The sequence below is a fragment of the Stutzerimonas kunmingensis genome, assembly GCF_014764705.1.
Lineage (GTDB): Bacteria > Pseudomonadota > Gammaproteobacteria > Pseudomonadales > Pseudomonadaceae > Stutzerimonas.
In genome coordinates this window covers 317,982-335,959 of sequence record NZ_JACXXG010000001.1, presented here as the reverse complement: position 1 = coordinate 335,959, position 17,978 = coordinate 317,982, and the positions used below count along the sequence as shown (strand labels likewise).

At 64.1% G+C, this 17,978-nt stretch carries 21 protein-coding genes; 13 read left to right on the top strand and 8 right to left on the bottom strand.

The features are described from left to right. The first annotated feature begins 174 nt into the window (after positions 1-174). From IEG05_RS01610 to IEG05_RS01590, 6 genes are all read left to right on the top strand, one after another. Positions 175-624: a DUF2231 domain-containing protein gene (locus IEG05_RS01610; protein WP_046619293.1), complete on the top strand. Its 450-nt coding sequence runs from the start codon at positions 175-177 to the stop codon at positions 622-624. Continuing rightward, the gene (locus IEG05_RS01605; RefSeq protein ID WP_191121538.1) at positions 621-1,913 is read left to right on the top strand and encodes a PQQ-dependent sugar dehydrogenase; all 1,293 of its coding nucleotides are present in this window, start codon (positions 621-623) and stop codon (positions 1,911-1,913) included. Before IEG05_RS01610 ends, IEG05_RS01605 begins: the two co-directional genes overlap by 4 nt. A 106-nt stretch (positions 1,914-2,019) precedes the next feature. Next, positions 2,020-2,670, top strand: coding sequence for a DMT family transporter (locus IEG05_RS23180; protein ID WP_200899447.1), 651 nt, complete (start codon positions 2,020-2,022; stop codon positions 2,668-2,670). A gap of 9 nt (positions 2,671-2,679) precedes the next feature. Next, complete coding sequence (locus IEG05_RS23175; RefSeq protein ID WP_268767969.1) at positions 2,680-3,099, top strand: EamA family transporter; 420 nt, start codon at positions 2,680-2,682, stop codon at positions 3,097-3,099. Beyond that, positions 3,015-3,413, top strand: coding sequence for an SMU1112c/YaeR family gloxylase I-like metalloprotein (gene gloA2, locus IEG05_RS01595; RefSeq protein WP_046619289.1), 399 nt, complete (start codon positions 3,015-3,017; stop codon positions 3,411-3,413). Before IEG05_RS23175 ends, gloA2 begins: the two co-directional genes overlap by 85 nt. A gap of 173 nt (positions 3,414-3,586) precedes the next feature. After that, positions 3,587-5,815 (top strand): esterase-like activity of phytase family protein, encoded by a 2,229-nt coding sequence (locus IEG05_RS01590; protein WP_046619286.1) that lies wholly within the window; start codon positions 3,587-3,589, stop codon positions 5,813-5,815. A 47-nt stretch (positions 5,816-5,862) separates the two neighbouring features. Here the strand turns inward: IEG05_RS01590 and IEG05_RS01585 are convergent, their stop codons facing one another. Further along, positions 5,863-6,888, bottom strand: coding sequence for a CNNM domain-containing protein (locus IEG05_RS01585; protein WP_191121537.1), 1,026 nt, complete (start codon positions 6,886-6,888; stop codon positions 5,863-5,865). Between the two features lie 271 nt (positions 6,889-7,159). On the opposite strand from IEG05_RS01585, the gene IEG05_RS01580 reads away from it, so the two are divergent. Further along, entirely contained in the window at positions 7,160-7,618 is a 459-nt protein-coding gene (locus IEG05_RS01580; RefSeq protein WP_191121560.1) for a hypothetical protein, read from the top strand. A 39-nt stretch (positions 7,619-7,657) separates the two neighbouring features. Here IEG05_RS01580 and IEG05_RS01575 read toward each other — a convergent pair whose 3' ends face one another. Continuing rightward, complete coding sequence (locus IEG05_RS01575) at positions 7,658-8,116, bottom strand: carboxymuconolactone decarboxylase family protein (RefSeq protein ID WP_191121536.1); 459 nt, start codon at positions 8,114-8,116, stop codon at positions 7,658-7,660. 94 nt (positions 8,117-8,210) lie between these two features. Here IEG05_RS01575 and IEG05_RS01570 point away from each other — a divergent pair, with 94 nt between their 5' ends. Beyond that, positions 8,211-9,008 carry a helix-turn-helix transcriptional regulator gene (locus tag IEG05_RS01570; protein WP_191121535.1) on the top strand — a complete coding sequence of 266 codons (798 nt, stop codon included), beginning with the start codon at positions 8,211-8,213 and terminating at the stop codon, positions 9,006-9,008. A gap of 93 nt (positions 9,009-9,101) precedes the next feature. Here the strand turns inward: IEG05_RS01570 and IEG05_RS01565 are convergent, their stop codons facing one another. Together IEG05_RS01565 and IEG05_RS01560 are read right to left on the bottom strand one after the other, a co-directional pair. Next, the gene (locus IEG05_RS01565; protein ID WP_191121534.1) at positions 9,102-9,407 is read right to left on the bottom strand and encodes an ArsR/SmtB family transcription factor; all 306 of its coding nucleotides are present in this window, start codon (positions 9,405-9,407) and stop codon (positions 9,102-9,104) included. A gap of 88 nt (positions 9,408-9,495) precedes the next feature. Next, positions 9,496-10,620, bottom strand: coding sequence for an alkene reductase (locus IEG05_RS01560; RefSeq protein WP_191121533.1), 1,125 nt, complete (start codon positions 10,618-10,620; stop codon positions 9,496-9,498). Between the two features lie 264 nt (positions 10,621-10,884). On the opposite strand from IEG05_RS01560, the gene IEG05_RS01555 reads away from it, so the two are divergent. After that, complete coding sequence (locus IEG05_RS01555) at positions 10,885-11,874, top strand: GlxA family transcriptional regulator (protein ID WP_046619275.1); 990 nt, start codon at positions 10,885-10,887, stop codon at positions 11,872-11,874. A 92-nt stretch (positions 11,875-11,966) separates the two neighbouring features. After that, positions 11,967-13,148, top strand: a complete 1,182-nt coding sequence (locus IEG05_RS01550) for an MFS transporter (protein ID WP_191121532.1) — start codon at positions 11,967-11,969, stop codon at positions 13,146-13,148. 34 nt (positions 13,149-13,182) lie between these two features. Here the strand turns inward: IEG05_RS01550 and IEG05_RS01545 are convergent, their stop codons facing one another. From IEG05_RS01545 to rutR, 4 genes are all read right to left on the bottom strand, one after another. Beyond that, on the bottom strand, positions 13,183-13,632 hold the full coding sequence (locus tag IEG05_RS01545) for a GIY-YIG nuclease family protein (RefSeq protein ID WP_224742622.1): 450 nt from the start codon (positions 13,630-13,632) through the stop codon (positions 13,183-13,185). 15 nt (positions 13,633-13,647) lie between these two features. After that, positions 13,648-14,022, bottom strand: coding sequence for a VOC family protein (locus IEG05_RS01540; RefSeq protein WP_046619271.1), 375 nt, complete (start codon positions 14,020-14,022; stop codon positions 13,648-13,650). A gap of 196 nt (positions 14,023-14,218) precedes the next feature. Next, complete coding sequence (locus tag IEG05_RS01535; protein ID WP_191121531.1) at positions 14,219-14,683, bottom strand: hypothetical protein; 465 nt, start codon at positions 14,681-14,683, stop codon at positions 14,219-14,221. A 2-nt stretch (positions 14,684-14,685) separates the two neighbouring features. Continuing rightward, complete coding sequence (gene rutR / locus IEG05_RS01530) at positions 14,686-15,396, bottom strand: HTH-type transcriptional regulator RutR (RefSeq protein WP_041754131.1); 711 nt, start codon at positions 15,394-15,396, stop codon at positions 14,686-14,688. A gap of 282 nt (positions 15,397-15,678) precedes the next feature. On the opposite strand from rutR, the gene rutA reads away from it, so the two are divergent. The 3 genes from rutA (at position 15,679) to rutC (ending at position 17,973) form a co-directional block, all read left to right on the top strand. Then, a complete protein-coding gene (rutA, locus tag IEG05_RS01525; protein WP_038656810.1) occupies positions 15,679-16,761 on the top strand; it encodes a pyrimidine utilization protein A in 1,083 nt (360 codons plus the stop codon). Continuing rightward, positions 16,761-17,507 carry a pyrimidine utilization protein B gene (rutB, locus tag IEG05_RS01520; RefSeq protein ID WP_046619265.1) on the top strand — a complete coding sequence of 249 codons (747 nt, stop codon included), beginning with the start codon at positions 16,761-16,763 and terminating at the stop codon, positions 17,505-17,507. The genes rutA and rutB overlap by 1 nt, the downstream gene beginning before the upstream one ends. A 79-nt stretch (positions 17,508-17,586) precedes the next feature. After that, complete coding sequence (gene rutC / locus IEG05_RS01515) at positions 17,587-17,973, top strand: pyrimidine utilization protein C (protein ID WP_046619263.1); 387 nt, start codon at positions 17,587-17,589, stop codon at positions 17,971-17,973. Positions 17,974-17,978: the final 5 nt, after the last annotated feature.

The following is a 17,978-nucleotide window of genomic DNA, read 5'->3' as shown; positions in this document are numbered from 1 at the left end:
GCACTTGGTTTGTGCATGAGGCACGAAAAGCGGGCGAGGGCTGCAGCAGCCGAGGTCAGCCCCGCCGCTCAGCGATAGGAGTGAACTAACGGCCCGACGACACGATCCCCTCTTAAGCACCTTCAGAGCGATCCGCGCCGCGCAGGGCTGGTCGAAAGCAATGAGGAGTTCCTTGTGACCGTCATCACCCACCGCACCACAGAAACCACTCACAGCGTTTCCCGCCACGTGCCGCATCCGCTGCACTCGATCCTACTGGCCGGGAGCGTGCCGTTGTTTCTCGGCGCACTGCTGAGCGACGTCGCCTACTTTCGCAGCTACCAGATTCAATGGAGCAACTTCTCTTCCTGGCTGATCGCCGGCGGGCTGGTGTTCTGCGGGCTGGCAATCCTGTTCGCGGTCGTCAATCTGATCAAGGCCAGGCACAGGACGGGTCGGCCGCTGATCTATCTGCTGTTGCTCATGGCGACCTGGGTACTCGGCTTCATCAATGCCCTGCAGCACGCCAAGGACGCCTGGGCGGTCATGCCGACCGGCCTGGTGCTCTCGGTGATCGTCACGCTGCTGGCCTGCGCCGCCGCGTGGATCGGCCTTTCCAACCTGCGAGACGGAGGTGAAGCATGAAGCACACCAATGCACTCTCCGCGCTGACCATCGCGTTGTTGCTAAGCGCCTGTGGTGGCGATGAGCAGGGCGCCGCCAGCCTGTACGGTGCCAACCCCAAACTGCCGGAACCCGACCGCGGGCTGCTGCCGAGCATGAAGATCGCCGAGCCGACGCCTTGGGGCGATGCGACCCCCACGGTGCCAGAGAACTACAGCGTGACGGCGATAGCCACCGACCTGCAGATCCCGCGACAGACCTTGGTACTGCCCAACGGCGACATCCTTGTGGCCGAAGGTCGTGGCGGCAATGCAGCCAAGCTGAAACCGAAAGACGTGATCGCCGGCTACATCAAGGCGCAGGGCAACACGTCGGTCAAAAGCGGTAACCGGCTGACCTTGCTGAGAGATGCCGATGGCGACGGCCGCTACGAAATGCAGAACGTCTTCGCCGATGAACTTAATGCCCCCTATGGACTGGCCTTCCACGACGGCAACCTCTACGTCGCCAACCAGGACGAACTGGTGCGTTTCGAATACGAGGAAGGTCAGACCGAAGCCAGCGGTCCGCCGACCAAGGTCGTTGACCTGCCCTCGGAGATCAACCACCACTGGACCAAGGCGATGACCATCAGCCCCGATGGCCAGTACCTCTACGTCGGCATCGGCTCGAACAGCAACATCACCGAGCGCGGGATGGAAGCCGAGGTCGACCGCGCCATGATCTGGCAGATCAACACCGAAACCGGCGCTTACAAACCCTACGCAACCGGCCTGCGCAACCCCACGGCCCTGGCGATACTGCCCGGCACCGACCAGCTGTGGTCGGTGGTCAACGAGCGCGACGAGCTGGGCGAAAATCTGGTGCCGGACTACCTGACCTCGGTACAGGAGGGCGGTTTCTATGGCTGGCCCTACAGCTACTGGGGGCAGAACGTCGACGACCGCGTGCGCCCGCAGGACCCGGACAAGGTCAAGCAGGCGATCACGCCGGACTACGCACTGGGCGCCCACGTCGCCGCACTAGGCCTGGACTTCTCCTCGGACGTCATGGGCGCGCAGTTCGCCGAAGGTGCGTTCGTCGGCGAGCACGGCAGCTGGAACCGGGAAGACCCGTCCGGCTACAAGGTGGTCTTCGTGCCGTTCCGCGATGGCCGCCCGGCAGGCGAACCCATCGACTTCCTGACCGGCTTCCGCGAGGACGGCAAAACCCGCGGCCGACCGGTGGGCGTGACCGTCGACCCGAGCGGTGCGCTGATCGTCGCGGACGACCTGGCCAATGTGGTCTGGCGGGTGACGAGCAACCAGTGACGGACAACAGGCCGGTGACCGCGCTGTTACCGGCTGCTCGTCATGCGCCCCGGCGGGCGCTGCAGGTTGGTCCCTTGCGGCTTTCTCGAAGGCATAGGATGACCTTATGGCGCAGCGCTCGCCGCGAACAAATGGAAGAACTCAGGGGAAACCGGCAAGCCTGGGCGCGCTATTGGTGGTGCTTGCGGCACTTTGCTGGGGACTATCGGGTGGGATAGGCGGCATCCTCATTAGCGAGGGCTGGAGTCCCACCGTAGTCTCGCTCTACCGGGGCCTGATCGGCCTCGTGTGCGTGCTCATCTGGCTGGCATTACGCCCGGCCGGCAGTGGAATGACGAGCCACAGGCTGTGGTTCTGGTCGGTAATCGCCGGCATCGGCGTAGCGGGCAACTTCTCTTTTTACTTCTTGAGCATCGCCGAGGGCAGCGTTGCGGTGGCAGCGACCTTGATGTACTCAGCGCCGGTGTTCGTCTACCTGGCATCCTTCGCGTTCGGACTCGAAAGGCCGACGCTGTTCAAATGGGCAGCAATCGCAACGGTGATGCTCGGCGTCATCTTGCTGACCGGTATCCATGACGTCGGCGCGAGCGACATTACGCTCGTGGCAGCCGGAGCCGGCCTGCTATCAGGTTTGTCCTATGCGGCTTTCATTTTTGCGTTCAAGTACGCGGCGCCCCACGGCAGTCCTCAGGCGATTCTCGTCATAGCGTTCGCGGTGCTCGTTGGCATACTCGCCTCGATGAGCGACGCGCAATAGGCAGCGTCGGTGCCAGGCGCCCCGAGTTGGCCACTGTTCATCGTTCTGGGTGTGGTCGGCGCAGGGCTGTCCTTCATTCTCTACATCGTCGGGCTCAGACATACCGCACCGGCTTTGGCGTCCATCGTGGCGATGGTCGAGCCGGTAACCGCTTCGCTCTTCGGCGTCGTGGTACTGGATGAGAGCCTGGCAGCGCTGCAGGTTCTGGGCATGGGGCTGATTCTATTGACGGTGACTGCGCTGGGCCTCCAGGCAGAGAACCGAACGAGATATAACGATCCGGCTCGTCGAACACTCGCCTTTCCTGACAGTCTCTACCCGACAATTCCCGCTGGACCTTGCGCATGCTCCGCTCCATCCACCACGTCGCGATCATCTGTTCGGACTATGTCGTATCGAAGCGCTTCTATACCGAGACACTGGGGCTGACAGTGATTGCCGAGCATTACCGCGAGGCGCGTCGCTCCTACAAGCTCGACCTCGCGCTGCCGGATGGCGCTCAGCTCGAGCTGTTTTCCTTTCCCGATGCGCTGCCACGCCCTTCGCGCCCGGAGGCGCAGGGGTTGCGGCATCTGGCGTTTGCGGTGGACGACGTCGCGCAGTGCAAGGCATGGCTGGAGCGTCAGGGCGTTGCGGTGGAAGCGATTCGGCTGGATGAGTACACCGGTCGCCGATTCACCTTCTTCGCGGACCCGGACGGCCTGCCGCTGGAGCTGTACGAAGCGGCGCCGGCCGTGGATTGAGCCTGCACGGGTATCCGTCTGACAGCGGGGGCGATAACCAGCGCGCCGCCAACGCAGAACCGATGCCACCCGCACCTCCTCCCGTAATGCTCGACCTCCTCGCCGTCACCGCCACGTAACAATCCGGCCCTAGCGTGTTCTGGCTGTCCCCCACACTGACCGCCGAGGCCCGCATGAGAACTCCGACCCGCCTGACCCGCACCGTATTGTCCACTGCCCTGTCCTTGGCCTTGTTGCCGCTGGCCTCGCAGGCGGCACCTCTCCGCGCCGCAGACTACTTCGAGCGGGTCGCGACCTTCCCGGTCTTTCGCAACCTGGGTGCCGATGAGGATGCCACCCGGCAGACCGTGGCCGAGATCACCGCGGTGAGTCGCGACGGCCGCACGCTGATCTACACCGACAGTCCTGGCGAGCGCATCGGCCTGGTGGACATCCGCGATCCGAGGTCGCCGCAGCCGGCGGGCTTTATCCAGCTGGAAGGCGAACCGACCTCGGTGGCTGTACATCGCCACTACGCGCTGGTCGCGGTGAACACCTCGCTCGGCTTCACCCAGCCCGATGGTGTACTGGCGGTGTTCGACATTCGCAATCCGGCGCAACCCAAACGCGTCGCCACGCTGCCCATGGGTGGCCAGCCGGATTCCATCGCCATCAGCCCGAGGGGCCGCTATGCCGCGGTGGCGATCGAGAACGAGCGCGACGAGGATCTCAACGACGGGCTGATCCCACAGCTGCCGGCCGGCTTTCTGCGCATCGTCGACCTCAAGGGTCAGCCGTCGCGCTGGCGCACGCGGGACGTCGACCTGACCGGCCTGGCCGAGGTCGCGCCGGGTGATCCGGAGCCTGAGTACGTCAGCATCAACGACCAGGACGTGGCCGCCGTCACCCTGCAGGAAAACAACCACATCGTGCTGGTCGACCTGCGCCGTGGCCGTGTGATGCGCCACTTCAGCGCCGGCCAGGTGGATCTGCAAGGTGTGGACGTCGAGGAGAACGACCGCATCGAACCGGTCGGCGTGCTCGCTGGCAAGCGTCGCGAGCCGGATTCGATCGCCTGGGTCGGACCGCTGCTGGCGACCGCCAACGAGGGCGACTACGAGGATGCCGAAGGCGCGGAAGGCGGCAGCCGCAGCTTCACCCTGTTCGACTACAACGGCCACGTCTGGCACGAGGCCGGCGCCTCGCTGGAACACGCCTTCATCCGCGCCGGGCACTACCCGGAAAGCCGCTCGGAGAACAAGGGCATCGAGCCGGAGGGCATCGCCGCGGCGCGTTTCCGCAAGCACAGCCTGCTGTTCGTCGGCAGCGAGCGCGGCAATGCGGTCGCCGTCTACGACGTGGCCCTGCCCTGGGCGCCGGTGATGCATCAGCTGCTGCCGACGGGCATGGGCCCCGAGGGCATCCTGCCGATACCATCGCGCAACCTGCTGGTGGTCAGCAGCGAGGAGGATTCGGCCGAGGACGGCTACCGGTCGACGCTCTCGATCTACCAGTACGGAGCCAAGACCGCACCTTATCCGGAGATCCGCTCCACTGATCGCGACCTGATCTCCTGGGGCGCGCTGAGCGGTCTGGTCGCGGACCGCAGCCAGTCCGACCGCCTCTATGCGGTGCCAGACAGCTACTACAAGGCGTCGCGGATCTTCAGCATCGACACCAGCCAGACACCGGCACTGATCGACCGCCAGATCGAGCTGAGCAAGGCTGGCACGAGCGTCGACTACGATCTGGAAGGCATCGCCCAGGCCAGCAATGGCGATTTCTGGCTGGCTTCGGAAGGTAACGGCAAGGCCAGGCCGAACCTGCTGATCCACGCCAACGCCAGAGGCGAAGTACTGGACGAGTTCGCCCTGCCCGCGGAAGTCGCCGCCCAGCAGACCAGCAACGGTTTCGAGGGCGTCGCGGTGGTCGGCGAAGGCGCCAGCACCCGCGTCTACGTGGCCTTTCAACGCGAGTGGAAGAACGACCCCGCCGGGCGGGTGCGCATCGGCGTGTTCAACCCGGGCACTGGTGAATGGGGCTTCATCCACTACCCGCTCGACGCCGCAGCCGAGGGCGGCTGGGTCGGATTGTCCGAGCTCACTTCAATCGGCAACGGCCAGTTCCTGGTGATCGAGCGCGACAACCAGCAGGGCCCGGCGGCACAGATCAAGCGCCTGTACCGCATCGACCTGAACGGCCTGCAGCCCGCCGCCGAAGGTCAGCGCTTCCCGCTCGCAAGCAAGCGTCTGGAGCGCGATCTGCTACCTGATCTGAAGAGCACCGGTGGCTGGGTGCTGGACAAGGTCGAAGGTGCGGCGGTCGACAAGCAGGGGCGTGTGTTCGTCGTCACCGATAACGACGGGGTCGAGGATGCCAGCGGCGAGACGCGTTTCATGCGGCTCGGGACGGTCAAGCGCTGAGATCCGGCAGCTTCATGCGGAGCGGCAGACCCGCTCCGCATGCTCGGTCAGCTGTCGCGGGCGCGCTTGATACGGTGATCCCAGCGGCGCTTGGCGAAGCGGCGCATGTTCGGGATGTCGTCCGTTTCGTCCATGATCGGCTGGCCGATAATGGTTTCCATGATGTCTTCCAGCGTCACCAGGCCGCGCCAGCTGCCGAACTCGTCGTAGACCAGGCACATGTGCTGGCGCTCGTGCAGCAGCTGAGTCATCAGGTTCTCGACGCTGGTCATTTCCGGCGCGACTTTCATCGGCTTCATGATCGTCGAGACCGGCGCCTCGTCATCGGTCGCTGACAGGGCGTCATAGCGAAACACCACACCCAGCGGGCTCTCGTTGTCGCCGATCACCGGGTAGCGAGAGAACTGGCTGTCGGCAACTTGCTCCTTGAATGCGCCGATGCTGGTATCCGGTGACGTGTAGTCGCAAACCGTACGCGGTGTCATGACGTCACGGACCTTGATCTCGTGCAGGTCGAGGATGTTCCTGATGACGCGCTGCTCGTCCTCGTCGAGGCTCTTGTTCTCGCGACCAAGCACCGTCAACGCCTTGATCTCCTGGCGGATGTCGTGTTCCGGCTCCTTGCCACCGACCAGCCGCATGATCATGTCGGACAGGTAGATGAAGGGCTTGAGCACCAGGATCATGCCGTTCAACAGAGGCGGCAGGTAAGGCGCCAGCGTGCGCCAGTAACGCGCCCCGATGGTCTTGGGCAGGATTTCCGAAAGCACCAGGATCAGCACCGTCATCACCGCCGAGGCGATACCGACATAGCCGTTGCCGAATACCACGGTGACCTGCGCACCGACACCGGTCGCGCCAACGGTGTGGGCGACGGTATTCAAGGTCAGGATGGCCGCGAGCGGCTGGTCGACCTTGTCTTTCAGTTCTTTCAGGCGCTCGTACAGCTTCGGACGGGTCGTCTTCTGATGCGCGATAAAGCTCGGTGTCAGCGAGAGCAGTGCGGCTTCGAGGATCGAACAGATGAATGAAACGAGGATGGATAAGACAGCGAACGCTATCAGGAGGGTCATGTACGGGAGATTTCATTGCCAATGGCAGGCCAATTTACAGCAAAGCCGCCGAGCGTTAGCCGGATGCCACGATGGGCTTGCAACATTTCATTTCCCCGCTTGTACGCACAGGCTGGACACACTGATTTCGACAGCACTCGGCAATGGAGTTCATCCCCTCGATCGGCGCCCTTTTCCACTCGCACGCTTGTTTCCCGACGCGCTCCTCGGCTAGGGTGCGGTCCTCGACGAAACGGCCCTTCAGGAGCATTGCAGATTGATCAGAACAGGGATGTTGACGCTGGGTTTGCTGATGGCGCTCACGGCACAGGCGGCCGAACAGCGGGTCTATCTGGTCGCCACGGTGCAGCTGGACGGCACCAGCCTGGCGCAGAGCGCGTTTCTGCATGAAGCGGATATCACCGAACTGGAGGGTTGCCGCGAAGCGGTGCGCGAGGGCCAGCGCGCGCGTGACTGGCAGAAATACCATCACATCTTCCGGAACGATCTTTTCAAGGGCTTCGCCGGCCACATGCACTATCGCTGCGCCTTCAGCGATCTGCAGTTCAGCAGCTGGCACGATGGCCCGCGCTACAACCAGCCCTACCTGATCGCTGTCGACGAGAACGCAATGCTCAGCGTGGAACGGACGCCAAGCCAGGCCCAATGCATGAGCCGGCTGCGTGCACTGCCGGCTGCCCGGCAGGCACAGAGCTTCTGCGCCATGGGCAACCAGCAGATCAAGCCCTGACCGCCCGACGTTCCAGCCGAGTGGCGGCAGGCATCCACCCTACCCCGGCTGGTAGCTGCCCGGCACCGGCGCGAAGGACACGCCAAAGCGATTCCAGGCGTTGATGGTGGCGATGGCCAGGGTCAGGTTGGCGAGCTGGGCTTCGGAAAAATACTCACGTATCTCCTCGAACAGCTGTTGCGAAACGCCCTGGGGCAACAGGGTGTTGGCCTCGGCCCAGGCCAGCGCGGCGCGTTCGCGGTCGGTAAAGAACGGGGTTTCGCGCCAGGCGCTCAGGGCATAGATGCGCTGCTCGGTTTCGCCGAGGGCGCGGGCGTCCTTGGTGTGCATGTCAAGGCAGTAGGCGCACCCGTTGATCTGCGAGACGCGGATCTTGACCAGCTCCATCAGCGGTTTGTCGACGCCGTCCTCGCGGCGACTCTGCCGCGCCAGGTAGGTTTCCAGCCCGATCATGGCGGTCATCACATCGGGGGCGGCGGCCTGGTAGTTCATGCGCATGGTGGTCACTCCTCGGTTTGAATGTGCAGCCAAGGCTACGCAGCCGCCGAGCTGAGCTATTGTAGATTTTCGACATCTTTGAACGCCGCCTTCCATGTCCGCCCTGCACGAACGACTGCCACACATCAGTGGCTTCCTGACTCGCCCGCCTGCGCCAGCGCTGGCTGCCTACGTGCAGCGCTTCTGGTGGCTCGAGGGTGACGCCGCCACGGTGTACGACGAGCAGATGCTGCATCCGGACGGCGCCTGTGGGGTCATCTTCAATTTCGCCGACCCGCTGGCCTTCGATGGTCATCTGCACAAGCCGCGTGCATTGATCGCCGGGCCGCAGCTTGCCAGTTCGCGATTGCAACTGGCTGGGCAGGTGAGGCTGATGGGCGCGCGCTTTCGCCCTGGGATGGGCGCGGCGTTCTTTGGCATCAGCCTGGATGAGCTGGCGGGCTTTCATAGCTCCGACTGGCAGCGACTGGGGTTTGCCGGGATGGTCGACCAACTGGCCGAACTGAGCCGCGAGGCGCAGCAACTGCTGGTAGAGCAGGAATTGATGAGACGTCTGCAGGCGACTCAGGAGCGACGCTTCCCAGTGCAACAGCTACTGTCGGAGATCACCGCGACCGAGGGCCGTGCACGCCTGGCCGACCTCCTCCAGTCCGTACCGCTCGGCCAGCGCCAGCTGGAGCGCCTGTTCCGCCATCATGTAGGCATGACACCCAAGCAGTTCAGCCGCATCCAGCGCGTGGCGCAGGTGCGCAACCAGCTGCGCGCCGGCCAGCCGTTACTGGACACCGCCCTGGCCTGCGGATACAGCGATCAGGCGCACTTCATTCATGACTTCAAGACGGTGGTCGGCATGACGCCGGGGCGATATCGGGCGAGCAAGGTCAGTCGATAACTGCGCCCCATTGCGAGCGACCCGTCACGTCCGGCTGGAAAAACGATCGGCTCACATGCTGCTGACGCCAGCGACACGCAATTCACAGCCAGCTCAGATGGCTTTGCTGAGCGCCTCGAGCAGCTGAGCGATCTTATCTTCGTTTCGCTTGTAGTAGGTCCAGGGACCGATACGCTGCGACGTCACCAACTGCGCGCGCTGCAGCGCCGCCAGGTAATTCGAAACGGTGGACTGCGACAACCCCACACGCTCCTGGATGATGCTGACGCAGACACCCAGCTGCTCGGGATCGGCTTCCTGCTCGGGGAAGTTGGTCTTCGGGTCCTTCAGCAGGGTAAGAATGGCCAGCCGCGTGGGGTTATCCAGGGCCTTCAGCGCTTCACTGACGTCTATGCTCATATCCGCATCAGGTAGTGGGTTTTCGCGATCTTACGATACTTTGCCGGCGCTGGCTGCGTGCGCTCCATGGAAGCGCACGCACGCCGACTCAGTGTGCGTACACCGGGTAGTCGATGTAACCCTTTTCGGTGCCGCCGTACATGCTGCTGGCATCCAGAGGGTTCATCGGCCAACCGTTGGCGATACGCGCCGGCAAGTCGGGGTTGGCAATGAACGGACGGCCGAAGGCGATCAGATCCGCCCAACCGGCTTCGATCGCCGCGGTGGCGCGCTCCGGGGTGTACTTGCCTGCGTAGATGATCGCGCCGTTGAACGCCGCACGAACCGCCTCTCTGAAACTGCTGGGCAGTTCGGGCGCGGTGTCCCAATCGGCCTCGGCCAGTGATACGTACGCGACGCCGATGGTTTGCAGAATCTTCACCGCTTCGATGTAGGTCTCATGCGGGTCTTGCTCCACCAGGCCAAGGTAGACGCGCTCCTCATCCGTACTGGCGAACAGCGGCGCAAAGCGAACCCCCACGCGCTCGGCACCTATGGCGTCGGCTATCGCCTGGACCGCTTCGCGCAGGAAGCGCAGCCGGTTCTGCAGCGAACCGCCGTATTCGTCAGTCCTGCGATTGGTGTGGGCGGAAATGAACTGGTTGACCAGGTAGCCGTTGGCGCAGTGAATCTCGATGCCATCGAAGCCTGCTTCCATCGCGTTGCGTGCGGCCTCGGCATAGAGCTGTACCAGCTCTTTGACTTCGGCATTGGACAGCGCCCGCGGCATCGAGGGCTCGACCAGCGCACCCTCGCCCGGCCCCGTTTCGATAAAGACTTTGACGTTGGTCGCCGCAATGGCGGACGGCGCGACAGGTTGCGCCCCACCGGGTTGCAGCGAGGTGTGCGAGACACGGCCGACATGCCAGAGCTGGGCGAAAATCACGCCGCCCTCAGCGTGCACCGCCTGGGTAACAGCCTTCCAGCCTTCGACCTGCTCAGGGCTGTGGATCCCGGGCGTCCAGGCATATCCCTGGCCTCGCGGCTCGATCTGAATGCCTTCCGTCACCATGAACCCTGCACTGGCACGTTGCTGGTAGTAGGTCGCCATTACGGCGTTTGGAATATTGCCCGGTTGCGAGCTGCGCGAGCGTGTCAGCGGTGGCAGCACGATGCGGTTACGTAGCGTGAAGGAGCCAAGGGAGCCGGGAGTAAAAAGTGCTTTATGATTCATAACGTAAGATTTAGATATCGCGAATTCTAGATATTAAATGATGGAGGCTGCCTCACCGAATGTGAGTACCGCCCCGTGAGGGCTGTGCAGTTGGGTATACCGCAACTGCGACAAGAGGCCGATCGTCGACCTCATATCGATAAATGTCAATATCTAGATTTTTATTGAGCCAGGAATGTGCATGGCAAGATCCGTGGGAACCTTGTCATTGCGACAGCGGCGCCTCGGCAGCAGACTGCAGGCATCCACCCTGAGAGCCGCACCATGGACGCCACCCGCACCGTCGCCTGCCTGATCTACCCGGATGTGATGAGCCTCGATGTCACCGGCCCGATGCAGGTGTTCGCCTCGGCTAATGTCGAGCGGCAGCGTCAGGGCCTGCCGAGACATTACGAGCTGATGCTGCTCGCTGCCAGCGTCGGCCCGGTCGCTACCTCGGCGGGGCTGAAGCTGGTGGCGGATGCGAGCTGGGCCGTGTGCGATCCGGCCACGCTGGATACCTTGCTGGTTCCGGGCGGTGTCGGCGTGGATTCGCAGAAGCACGACCAACCGCTGCTCGACTGGCTGCGGGCCGCCGAACCCAGGGTGCGGCGCCTGGGCTCGGTCTGTTCCGGCGCGCTGATCCTGGCCGAGGCCGGGCTGTTCGATGGACGCAAGGCGACCACGCACTGGGCGGACCTCGCTGCGCTGGGCACGTACCCAGCCATCGAGGTGCAGGGTGACCGGTTGCACACCTATGACCCGACCGATCCGCAGGCGGCGCATCTGTTCAGCTCGGCGGGCGTCACGGCGGGCATCGACCTGGCGCTGGCGTTGGTCGAGGCCGATCTCGGCCGCGCGTTGGCGCTTTCGGTTGCGCAGCGGCTGGTGATGTTTCTGCGCCGGCCCGGCGGGCAGACTCAATTCAGCCCGATGCTGGCGACACCGAGTGGCGGCGTGGCGCGCCTTGCCGCGCTACTGGAATGGATTCCCGGGAACCTGGGCGACGACCTGTCCATCGAGGCGCTGGCCGCCCAGGCGCATATGACGCCGCGCACGCTGTGCCGCCTGTTCAGCCAGGAAACAGGCATGGGGCCGGGCCAATACATTGAGCGGGTGCGCCTGGAAGCCGCACGTAACCTGCTGCTCGACGCCCAGGCCTCGATCGCGACGGTGGCGCGGCTGACCGGCTTCGGCCATCCGGAAAACCTCAGGCGCAGCTTTCAGAAACACCTGTCGGTCAGCCCGCGGGACTTCTATCAGCGCTTCGGCTGACGCCTAGTCCGAACCTCACTCACCGTTCACAGCTTGCCCGGCTTATCGCCAGGCAGCGCTGTGCCCGCTCATCACCCTCAAGGGGCCTCGCCATGCACCTATTGTTCAGTAACCCTCAGGTCCTGCGCCTGTTCATCGCCCAGGCGCTGTTCTGGTCCTGCTCGATGACCGGGATCATCTTCACCTCCATCGTCGGGCTGCGCCTGGCGCCGGCGGCCGGTCTCGCCACCCTGCCGCTGGCCCTGCTGATGCTTGGTAGCCTGCTCGCCCTGCAACCACTGGCGGGGCTGATGCAGCGCCGCGGTCGACGCGCCGGCTTTCTCATCGGAGCGCTGGCCGGCGTGCTGGGCGGGCTGATCAGCGCGCTGTCGCTCTGGCTCGACAGCTTCACCCTGCTTTGCCTCGGCGCCCTGCCCATCGGCGCCTACCAGGCCTCGGCGATGTATTACCGCTTCGCCGCGCTGGAAGCGGTGAGCGATGCCTTCAAGGGGCGAGCCACGGCCTGCGTGATCGGCGGTGGCGTACTGGCGGCGCTGATCGCGCCCACGCTCGGCCATATGGTGCGCGATCTCGCTCGCGTACCCTTCGCTGGCACCTATCTGTTGATCGCCAGCCTGGCGGCACTGGGGTTCATGGTCTTGGCCGGGCTGCCTGCGACCTCGGGAAAGCCGGCGACCCGCGCCGATGCGGCGGCGGTCAGCTGGCAGGCATTGCTCGCACGGCCGACCATTCGCGCCGCGGTGCTGACCACCGCCGCCGGCCACGGCCTGATGATCCTGGTGATGAACGCCACGCCCCTGGCGATGCATGGCGAAGGTCTGGATCTGCAGGCCAGCGGTCAGGTCATCCAGTGGCACATGCTCGGCATGTTCCTCCCGGCATTCGTCGCCGGGCCGCTGGTGGACCGCTTCGGCTGCCGGCTGGTCGCCTGTGTGGGTGGAGGATTGCTGATCGCCAGCGCGGTGGTCGCGCTGCTCGGCGTCAGCCACTGGCATTTCCTGCTCAGCAGCTGCCTGCTAGGCATCGGCTGGAACCTGATGCTGGTCGCCGGCACCACCCAGCTGGCCCAGGGCCATGCCGCAAGCGAACGCGCCCGGACACAGGGCCTGATGGAGCTGAGCAACGGCAGCGTCGCCGCGGTGATGTCCTTCGCCTCTGGCGCGTTGATCGCTCAGGCTGGCTGGGCAGCGGTGAACATCGGGCTGCTGCCCATCGTGACGCTGGTGGTGCTGGCGCAGGTTGCGCAGGGCTACCGGCAAAGGCAGGCGGTTTGAAGGCGCGGCGACTGCTGGCACCACCCGGCGGAGCTCAACGCTCAGGATTCACCCGTCCCTGAAAAGGACAGGCTCCGCCGGCCTCCAGCACACGTTCCAGCGAACGCGCCTCCTCACGGCTCGAAGTAATCCGGACGCGGATGTAGCAACGCTCTTCGAGAAACGCCTGCCGACCCGCTTCCGCTCGGAGGTCGTATCCGTCGATGCCGCCGGCAAAGTACAGATGTTTAGCCAGTATCGACTGGGCGCTCCTGACATCGGCAGGGTTGTTCCAGTCACCGCCAGCCCTGAGGATCAGTCTGCTCTGGCGAGACTTCCGGTGCTGAATCAGCCGCTTGCGCAGGTTGACGCCGATTCCAACCTTCAACGCCGTGCCGTCGTCCTTGTAGATCTCATAGAGTCCCGGCAGAGCAGGCACGTACCGTTCGATTTCCGAGAAGCGGATGCACGTCATAGTCCCGGAATCACCGGCAGCGTTCGTCATCAGGCCGCCTGTATGTCAGGACGCAGTGTCTTCGGAAACCAGATGGATGATATTGGCCGGGCTCGATATCCAGAACGCCCTGAAGCCTTCCGGCAGCGCTTCGATTTCGTCCCGGCGGGTGCAGGCGCGTTCCTCAAAGTGGGCGGCAGCACCTTCCAGGTCATCCGTGACGACCTCCAGCCATATCTCCGCCTGGCTGATGCCCGGCACGCAGTCCAGCCAGAGCACCTTGCCGCCGAAATCGAAGCGCGGCGTGTGCTCACCTTCAGCGCCCGCCGGGGTGAGTTCTTCCAGTGCGAGCGTCTCGCGGTAGAACACGAGCGTCCGCTGGTATTCGTGGGCAGGCACCTTCATCGCGATATTTCGGCCAGGCTGGAATGTCGGTTTCATCGTTTCACTCCATGAGGGCGCTGATGCCGGAGGTTGCCCAAGGCGCTCCGGCCCGCGCACGGTTAGACCAGCCAGTACAGACAGCAGTGGCCATTCGCGCAAGGTGATTGCAGCGGGTGAGCCGGTGAACGCGGCGTACGGCAGCCGCTAGGCAGCGGTTCTTCGCCGCTAGAGCGTTAGCGTTGACCGGGGCAAGTCAGGGACGCCCCCATTCGATTTCGCGAATCTTCGCAGCGCCGCGTTCATCAACGACGACTACCGTCACGGCCTCGATGAATCCTGCACCGGTAATCGACACGTAGGCCCAACCGATGTCCTGCGATTGCCGGGCGGGCCAGTCATCCATGAATTCGACGTGGCCATCCACTGCGCCCGGCCCATCGCCGTAGGAGGTCATGTCGGCATAAGCCTGCTGCAGTTGCGCTGCGGAATATCGCTGCTGCGCCTGCGTTGAGAGAAGTGCATGAGCCTCGGTGAAGTCGCTGGAAACGAGCGCGCGGGCGAAGTTAGCGGCGGTCGACACGGTGACGTCCTTAGCCCGCGGGTTTACTTGCGGCGCCTCCTCGAAGCAGGCGGAAAGGCTCAGCGCGATCAGATTAATCGACAGCAGTTTCAGGCCGAGCCAGCTCAGCGTGGAGCGTGGCGGCTTGATGGAAAGCATGCTCAACGCGGCCTCACCCCATCGAGGATCAGCGACTGCAGGCTCTTGAGCGTTTCCTCGAAGAACGCCGGATCATCCAGGGTCTTGCCGGCCACGGCCTCGACCTGCACGCGGAAGTCGGCGTAGTGCTGGGTGGTCGCCCAGAGCGAGAAGATCAGGTGGTGCGGCGCGATGGGGGCGAGCTTGCCGGCGTCGATCCAGGCCTGGATCACGGCGACCTTGTTTTCCACCAGATCGTGCAGCGGCTGTTGCAACTCACCCAGCAGCAGAGGCGCGCCCTGCATGATCTCCATGCAGAACAGCCGCGATTCGGCGGGATGATCGCGGGAGAGTTCGAGCTTGACCCGCAGGTAGTCGCGGATCGCCTCGACCGGGTCCTGCTCGACGCTGAATGCTTGCAGCGGCTGCAACCAGACCTCCAGCAGCTGCCGCAGGACGTTGGTGTATAGCTCTTCCTTGTTGCCGAAGTAGTACAAAAGGTTGGTCTTGGAGACGTCTGCCTGGGTCGCCACCTGGTCGAGGCTGGTGCCGTGCAGGCCGAAGCGGGAGAACAGCTCCAGCGCGGCCTGAAGAATGCTGGCGCGTTTGCTTTCGATCATTCGCAGGCGGCGGTCCTGGGCGCTGGCGCTCGGTACGCGGACTGCGCCCTTTGGCCGTGGTGTCTTGCTGGCGGTAAGGCGCTTGCGGGGCGGAACGGGGGGCTGGTCTGTCACGGGATTACCGGATGGTTCGAACGAGGCGCTACTGTAGCGCGGCGAGCGTGCGACGCACGAGCGACGAAGGCAGCAAGCGACTGCTGCACGATCTTCGTGCGCCGCGCACAAACCAGGTGCTCTGATTCAGACCAAATGGTCCACATCGCACCACACAAGCTACTTATCTCGTTGATAAAAAAGGCAATTCACTTTCTGGCCTGCATCCTGCTAATGCACCCTCGACCCTGCCCGTCACGTTCGGGCAGCGCTTTCTAGCCATTGCGTACAGAGGTGCGACCCATGGATGTTGGTGTTTTCATTCCGATCGGCAACAACGGCTGGCTCATCTCCGAGAATGCGCCGCAGTACATGCCGACCTTCGAGCTGAACAAGGCCATCGTGCAGAAGGCCGAGGGTTACGGCTTCGACTTCGCGCTGTCGATGATCAAGCTGCGCGGCTTCGGTGGTAAGACCGAGTTCTGGGAACACAACCTGGAATCCTTCACGCTGATGGCGGGTCTGGCGGCGGTCACCAGCAAGATCCAGCTGTTCGCGACTGCCGCAACGCTGACCCTGCCGCCAGCCATCGTCGCGCGCATGGCCTCGACCATCGACTCGATCTCGGGCGGGCGCTTTGGCGTGAATCTGGTGACCGGCTGGCAGAAGCCGGAATACACACAGATGGGCATGTGGCCAGGCGATGAATTCTTCGGCACGCGTTACCAGTATCTCGGCGAATACGCCCAGGTGCTGCGCGACCTCTGGGCCACCGGCCGCAGCGACTTCAAGGGCGAGCACTTCCAGATGGAGGACTGCCGCGTCAGTCCGAAACCGCAGGCGGACATGAAGATCATCTGCGCGGGCTCATCCGATGCCGGCATGGCCTTCTCGGCGCAGTACGCCGATTACAACTTCTGCTTCGGCAAGGGTGTGAACACGCCGACCGCCTTCGCCCCGGCCACCGAGCGGCTACTCAAGGCCACCGAGAAGACCGGCCGCCACGTGACGTCCTGCGTGCTGTTCATGGTCATCGCCGACGAAACCGACGAAGCCGCCCGCGCCAAGTGGGAGCACTACAAGGCCGGCGCGGATGAGGAAGCCATCGCCTGGCTCGGCGAGCAGGGTGCCGCCGACAAGGGCGCTGACAGCAACATCCGGCAGATGGCCGACCCAACTTCGGCGGTGAACATCAACATGGGCACGCTGGTGGGTTCCTACGCCAACGTCGCGCGGATGCTCGATGAGATCGCCACGGTGCCCGGCATGCAGGGCGTGATGCTGACCTTCGATGACTTCCTCGAAGGCGTCGAAGCCTTCGGCCAGAAGATTCAGCCGCTGATGCAGAGCCGTCGGCACGTCACCGCGCTGAAGGAGTCGGCCTGATGAGCGCCGCCGAACAAATCTCCGGCTACGGCCTGAGCGCCACGGACGAGTCCGTGCAGCTACCGGCACGCCCCGAGCCGCTCGCGATGAAGGCGAGCGAAACCGCGCTTGTCGTGGTGGATATGCAAAACGCCTATGCGACGCGCGGCGGTTATCTCGACCTGGCAGGTTTCGATGTTTCGGCGACCCAGCCGGTGATCGAGAAAATCCGCCAGGCACTGGGCACAGCCCGCGCCGCCGGCATACAGGTGATCTTTCTGCAGAACGGCTGGGACAACGGGTACGTCGAGGCCGGCGGGCCGGGTTCGCCGAACTGGCACAAGTCCAACGCGCTGAAGACCATGCGCAAGCGCCCGGAACTGGCCGGCACACTGTTGGCCAAGGGCGGTTGGGATTACGCGCTGGTGGACGAACTGGCGCCGCAGCCCGGCGACATTCTGGTGCCCAAACCTCGCTACAGCGGTTTCTTCAATTCGCAACTGGACAGCACCCTGCGTGCCCGTGGCATCCGCAATCTGGTGTTCACCGGCATCGCCACCAACGTGTGCGTGGAATCGACCCTGCGCGACGGTTTCCACCTGGAGTATTTCGGCGTGGTGCTGGCCGATGCCACCCACCAGGCCGGGCCGGAATTCGCCCAGCAGGCTGCGCTGTACAACATCGAGACGTTCTTCGGCTGGGTCTCCAGCGTCGACGCCTTCTGTCAGAGCTTCGCGACCGCACCCAGCGTGGCTGTTGCCAGCTGATTACACCCCAGTGCCCGACCGCGACGCCCGCAGAGGCGTCCGCCGGGTTCGCCTGAATGCCTTGCAAGGAATCAACGACATGCCCAAGCAATCCATCATCCCCGCCGGCTCCGGCAAACCGCTCGCCCCGTACGTGCCCGGCTCCATGGCCGATGGCGTGGTCTACGTCTCCGGCACCCTGCCGTTCGACAAGGACAACAACGTGGTCCACGTCGGCGACGCCGCCGCACAGACCCGCCATGTGCTGGAAACCATCAAGGGCGTCGTCGAGGCCGCCGGCGGCAGCATGGACGACGTCACCTTCAACATGATCATGCTCACCGACTGGGCCAACTACACCAAGGTCAATGAGGTGTACGCCGAGTACTTCCCCGGCGAGAAGCCCGCGCGCTACTGCATCCAGTGCGGGCTGGTGAAGCCCGATGCGCTGATCGAGATCGCCAGCATCGCCCACGTCGGCCAATAGCGCCT